This is a genomic window from Pseudomonas brassicae, assembly GCF_010671725.1.
Taxonomy (GTDB): Bacteria; Pseudomonadota; Gammaproteobacteria; order Pseudomonadales; family Pseudomonadaceae; genus Aquipseudomonas; species Aquipseudomonas brassicae.
Window position 1 is genome coordinate 1 of record NZ_JAAHBU010000489.1, and the last position, 5821, is coordinate 5821.

4 protein-coding genes and 2 pseudogenes are annotated in these 5821 nt (G+C 63.8%); 2 read left to right on the plus strand and 4 right to left on the minus strand.

Features of this window, described 5'->3' with window-relative positions; translation table 11 throughout:
* Nucleotides 1–353: pseudogene (glyA, locus tag G3436_RS25010) on the minus strand (serine hydroxymethyltransferase); the annotation flags it as partial.
* Nucleotides 354–615: 262 nt separating this feature from the next.
* Between glyA and G3436_RS25015 the strand changes: the two are divergent.
* Nucleotides 616–1656, plus strand: coding sequence for a threonine aldolase family protein (locus G3436_RS25015; protein ID WP_163950751.1), 1041 nt, complete (start codon nucleotides 616–618; stop codon nucleotides 1654–1656).
* Between the two features lie 95 nt (nucleotides 1657–1751).
* Here the strand turns inward: G3436_RS25015 and G3436_RS25020 are convergent.
* The 3 genes and pseudogenes from G3436_RS25020 to G3436_RS25030 all read right to left on the minus strand — a co-directional run bounded on the left by G3436_RS25020 (nucleotide 1752) and on the right by G3436_RS25030 (nucleotide 4375).
* Nucleotides 1752–3688 (minus strand): annotated as a pseudogene (locus G3436_RS25020) (methyl-accepting chemotaxis protein).
* A 157-nt stretch (nucleotides 3689–3845) separates the two neighbouring features.
* Nucleotides 3846–4148, minus strand: a complete 303-nt coding sequence (locus tag G3436_RS25025) for a cell division protein ZapA (RefSeq protein WP_163950754.1) — start codon at nucleotides 4146–4148, stop codon at nucleotides 3846–3848.
* Nucleotides 4145–4375, minus strand: coding sequence for a hypothetical protein (locus G3436_RS25030; RefSeq protein WP_163950756.1), 231 nt, complete (start codon nucleotides 4373–4375; stop codon nucleotides 4145–4147). The genes G3436_RS25025 and G3436_RS25030 overlap by 4 nt, the downstream gene beginning before the upstream one ends.
* Nucleotides 4376–4649: 274 nt before the next feature.
* Between G3436_RS25030 and G3436_RS25035 the strand changes: the two genes are divergently transcribed.
* On the plus strand, nucleotides 4650–5821 hold a 1172-nt coding region (locus G3436_RS25035), incomplete at its 3' end, for a methyl-accepting chemotaxis protein (protein ID WP_163950759.1).

Here is a 5821-nt window from a genome sequence, read left to right on the forward strand (position 1 = left end):
CCCAGCACGGTGTCGCCGGCTTGCAGCAGGGCGAGAAACACGGCGGCGTTGGCCTGGCTGCCGGAGTGCGGCTGGACGTTGGCGTAGTCGGCGCCGAACAGCTGCCTGGCGCGATCAATGGCCAGTTGCTCGACCTTGTCCACATGCTCGCAGCCGCCGTAGTAGCGCTTGCCAGGGTAGCCTTCGGCATATTTGTTGGTCAGGCCACTGCCCTGCGCCTGCATGACGCGCTTGCTGGTGTAGTTTTCCGAGGCGATCAGTTCGATGTGATCTTCCTGGCGTTGCTCTTCGGCGTTGATCGCCGCCAGCAGTGCATCGTCGTAACCCTGGATCTGGTCTTGCTTGGTGAACATCGCATCTCTCCCGGCAGTGACTTGGACAGCGCCCTTTGGCTGCGATGGTAGGGCTGGTACGCGCAGCCCAGATGCCTGCGCGCGCCACGCAAAGGTGCGTTTACGACATCCGTGTCGCCCGCTTCGCTGGCAAGCCAGCTCCCACAGGAAATCATCGGGTCAAAAAGCGGCGCTGTACCGGTGGGAGCTGGCTTGCCAGCGATAGGCGACAACCCGGAACTTGGTTTAGAGTGCTTGCCTGCGTCGATCACAGGACAGTGCAATGACCGAACAAACCCAGCAATTCGCCAGCGACAACTATTCCGGCATCTGCCCCGAAGCCTGGGCGGCGATGGACAAGGCCAACCAAGGCCACGAACGCGCCTATGGCGACGACCAGTGGACCGCCAAGGCCGCCGATCACTTTCGCAAGCTGTTCGAGACCGACTGCGAAGTATTCTTTGCCTTCAACGGCACCGCCGCCAACTCCCTGGCCCTGTCGTCGCTGTGCCAGAGCTACCACAGCGTGATCTGCTCGGAGACCGCCCACGTCGAGACCGACGAATGCGGCGCGCCGGAGTTCTTCTCCAACGGCTCCAAGCTGCTGACCGCGCGCAGCGAGAACGGCAAGCTCACGCCTGAATCGATCCGCGAAGTGGCGCTCAAGCGCCAGGACATCCACTACCCCAAGCCGCGCGTGGTGACCATCACCCAGGCCACCGAAGTGGGCAGCGTGTACCGCCCCGAAGAGCTCAAGGCGATCAGCGACACCTGCAAGGAGCTGGGCCTGAACCTGCACATGGACGGCGCGCGCTTCAGCAATGCCTGCGCGTTCCTGGGTTGCACGCCTGCCGAGCTGACCTGGAAGGCCGGCATCGACGTGCTGTGCTTTGGTGGCACCAAGAACGGCATGGCGGTGGGCGAGGCGATCCTGTTCTTCAACCACAAGCTGGCCGAAGACTTCGACTACCGCTGCAAGCAGGCCGGGCAACTGGCGTCGAAGATGCGCTTCCTGTCGGCCCCCTGGGTGGGCCTGCTCGAAGACGGCGCCTGGTTGCGTCATGCGCAGCACGCCAACCACTGTGCGCAACTGCTCAGCGGCCTGGTGGCCGACATCCCGGCGGTGCAACTGATGTTCCCGGTGGAGGCCAACGGCGTGTTCCTGCAGATGCCGGAGCCGGCGCTGGAGGCACTGCGTGACAAGGGCTGGCGCTTCTACACCTTCATTGGCAGCGGTGGCGCGCGCTTCATGTGCTCGTGGGACACCGACGAGGCGCGGGTACGCGAACTGGCGGCGGATATCCGGGCCGTCACACTGGGCTGAGGGCCCTTTGGCCGGCAAGCCCGGCTCCTGCAGGGTTTTATGAGCACCGCCTGACCCTGTGGGAGCTGGCTTGCCAGCGAAGCCGTCACCTCGGTTTAAAGCCGGAACCCACCCATCTGCCGCGCCAGGTCATCCGCCAGCCCGCGCAGTGCCCGGCAATCCTGCCGGCACCCGTCCACCTCGGCCGCCGTCTGACGCGCCAGGTCGGAAATCCCCTGCACATTACGGTTGATCTCCTCGGTCACCGCCGACTGCTGCTCGGTTGCCGTGGCCACCTGCAGGTTCAGGTCGCTGATGTGCTCCACCTGCCCGGTAATCGTGGTCAGCGATGCCCCGGTACACTGGCTCGACTGCACCCCGGCGCCCGTCGCCGCCTGCCCCGCATGCATCGACGCCACCGCCGCGCCCGCGCCATGCTTGAGGCGCTGGATCATGCTCTGCACCTCGTCGGTCGACACCTGGGTACGCTGCGCCAACGTGCGCACTTCGTCGGCCACCACCGCAAAACCACGCCCCATTTCACCGGCCCGCGCCGCCTCGATTGCCGCGTTCAGCGCCAGCAGGTTGGTCTGCTCGGAAATACTACGGATCACCGCCAGCACCGCGTCGATCGACGCCACTTCTCGTGCCAGCTCGCCCACCGCGCTGGCCGCCACGCCGATCTCGCCCGACATCCCCTCGACATGCGCAATCGAGCGCTGCACCACCTCGCGTGCCTGCAACGCTTCGCTGCGCGCAGTCTGCGAGGCGTGGGCCGCATGCCCGGCGTTCTGCGCAATGTCCTGCACGGTCAGCCCCATCTGGTGCACGGCCGTGGCCACCATCTCGGTCATCTGCTGCTGGCGCTGTGAGCGGTCAGCGGTGTTCTCGACCACCTCGCTCACCTGGCCGACCGCGCTGCGCAAGTGCCCGCTGGTGCGCAGCACTCACCGATCAGGTCGCGCTGGCTGTCGAGGAAACGATTGAAGCCCCGCGCCAGCTCACCCAGCTCGTCGGCGCGCGTCTCGTCCAGGCGATGGGTCAGGTCGCCACCGCCGTTGCCGATGGCCATCAGTGCCGCGGTCACTGCCCGCAGCGGCCGCACAATGCCCCGCGCCAGCCACACCACCAGCAGCAACGACAGCAACGCCACCGCCGCACCGATCAGGCTGGTCATCCAGACGGTCTGGTTCACCTGGGCATAAATCTGCGCTTCGGGCACCTCGGCCACCAGCGTCCAGTTCAGGTCGCGCAGTGGCAGGCTCAGGGCCAGGTAGCCTTCCCCGTCGCGCTCGAAACGGCTGTGCTGCAAACCTTCATGGGGGGTGAGCGCAAGGGTTGCCGCGGCCTCGCCGATCTGTTCGGCAAGCTGGCGCTTGCCGCTGAATTCGGGCTGCGGGTGCACCTGGATGAGGCCGTCGCCGCGCACCAGGAACACCCGCCCGCGCTCGCCGAAACTGAAGTTGTGGATCAGTTGCGACAGCTCGGTCATGCGCAGGCCCAGCCCGGCAATGCCCACCAGCTTGCCGGCTTTCTCGACGCGGTAATCGATGAACAGCGCCAGGTCACCGCTGCTGATATCAGTGTCGATGTTGAGCAGGCGCGGATTGCCGCTGTCGATGAAGCCGAAGAACCACTGGTCCTTCGGATTGCTGCGGCTCAAGGTGCGGTCCAGCCCGCCCTGGTTGTAATAGTGGTGGCTGGCCGTGGCGGCGAACAGCGCGGTGAACGCCTGGTTGTGCTGGCGCACCGCCTCCAGGTATTCGACAAACCGAGCGGTCTGGGTGCTGTCCTCACCCGCCGCCAGCCAGTCGCGCAGCAAGGTGTTGTTGGCAATGTCGGCCGCCGCGGTCAGCGGCCGGCTGAGCATGCGCTCGATATCGTTGCGCATCGCCTCGACGCTGGCCGGCAACGCGGTGTCGACCAGGTAGCGTTCGGTCAGCCGGTTGACCGCCACCGTATAGATCGCCACCACGATCAGGATGCTCGCCAACAGGGCTGCGCCCATGCTTGCAATCAATTGCCACTGGATACTGCGCCGCCAGAACTGCATGGACTTCCCCTGAGAATAATTAGCCTTGTACCGCAATAGTTCGGCCAATTGTATACAACAGGAAATACAATACTAGCACCAAGGCGCCACAATGCCGCCCACTGTCCCGGAGGTCAGTGAGCAAGCAAACAGATTTGATACGAGGGGGCCGGTGCGATCAGCTGTTGCCGATGGTCCGGGCGATCACGTCGACCGTGGCGCTGACTTGCTCTTGATAACGGTCGAGGGCCTGCTGATGGGTCTGTTGCAGCTCGATCTGCTGCGAACACAGGTTCAGTGCCGCCAGTACCAGCAGCTTGTCACCGATCAGCGACGGGTACTTGCGCTTGGTGTCGGCCAGCGAGGCCTTGAGCATCTGCACCGCCTGGGCCAGGGTCTGCTCCTGACCGTCAGGGGCCTTGATCGAATAGTCGTTACCCAGGATCGAGACGACATTGATCGACTGCGCGGAGGTGTTCATGCGTTAACCGCACCACCACCGACACGTTCCACCAGCGCCTGGATGCGCGCAGCGGTTGCGCCCTGCTTCTCTTCCTGTTCCATCAGGCTCAGTTGCAGGCTTTCGTTTTCGTCCTTGGCCTGGGCCAGCTCGCTGTCCAGTTGCGCATTGCGCTCGGCCAGTTCCAGATTCTTCTGCACCAGGTCGCTGACCAGTTGCTCCAATTGACTGAGGGATGTTTCCAGCATGATTGCGTTCTCACGGTTTTTCAGGGGGCGCACACGATAAAGAAATCTCGCCGTGCTCGCCAGGGATATCGGGGCCAGAGCGACCTGGTGCAGATTGACCTGCCGATCGGGAACCGGTTCCGTCACTTGGTCAGCTGTCATCAAACAAAAAACGACGGCCGGTTCATGTTTAGTTACACAACCACTCAAGTCTCTCCGCGCCCGACCGATAGGCATTGTGACACTCCAATGACGCATGGACCGCGCGCTCTCATCCTTCTTGCCGGATAAAACCATGTCATTACGTAACATGAACATCGCAGTGCGTGCACTTTTGGGGTTCTCATTGATCGGCGCCCTGATGCTTGCACTTGGCATATTTGCCCTGAACCAGCTGGGCAGTATTCGTCAGGCGGGCATCATCATCGAGCAGGTCAATGTGCCCAGCTTCGACAACCTCAGCCAGATCAACCAACTGACCCTGCGTCTGCGCACCCTCTCCTACCGCCTGCTGGTCAACCGTGACGCGGGCGAACAGCAGGAGATCCTCGGCCTGCTGGACACCCGCAACAGCCAGATCGACAAGGCCACACAGGCCTATGAAAAACTGATCGTTGCCGACGGCGAGCGCGATATCTTCAACCAGTACCGCCAGCTACTGGCCCAGTACCGTCAACTCGAAGCGCAGATGAAACGCATGGCGCAGAGTGATGACCGCGACGGCCTGCGCAGCCTGCTCAACAAGGAGATGCTGAGCAACTCCGAGCAGGTCAACGTCGTACTGGACCGGTTGGTCAAGGTCAACAACGAGCAGACGCGCAGCGCCAACCAGGCCGCTGCGGACCAGTACGACACGGCCTTCAGCCTGGTGATCGTGCTGCTGGTGGCCGCCACCGCGCTGACCCTGTTGTGTGCATTGCTGCTGACGCGCAGCATCGTCAAGCCGATCGATGAGGCCCTGCACGCCGCCGAGCAGATCGCCGAAGGCAACCTCACCCAGACGATCCGGGCCGAAGGCACCGACGAAGCCGCACGCCTGCTCAAGGCCATGGCCAAGATGCAGAACAAGCTGCGCGACACCCTGCAACAGATCGCCGGCTCCGCCACCCAGCTGGCCTCGGCCGCCGAAGAGCTGAACGCGGTTACCGACGAAAGCGCGCGTGGCCTGCAGCAGCAGAACAACGAAATCCAGCAGGCCGCCACCGCCGTCACCGAGATGACCAGTGCCGTGGAAGAAGTCGCGCGCAACGCGGTGAGCACCTCCGAAGCCTCCAAGGCCGCGACCCGCTCGGCCGGCGATGGCCGCGACCTGGTGATGGAGACCGTCAGCGCCATCGAACGCATGAGCGCCGACGTGCAGGGTACCGCCGAACTGATCGGCAACCTGGCGGGCGAATCGCGCGACATCGGCAAGGTCCTCGATGTGATTCGCGGCCTGGCCGACCAGACCAACCTGCTGGCGCTCAA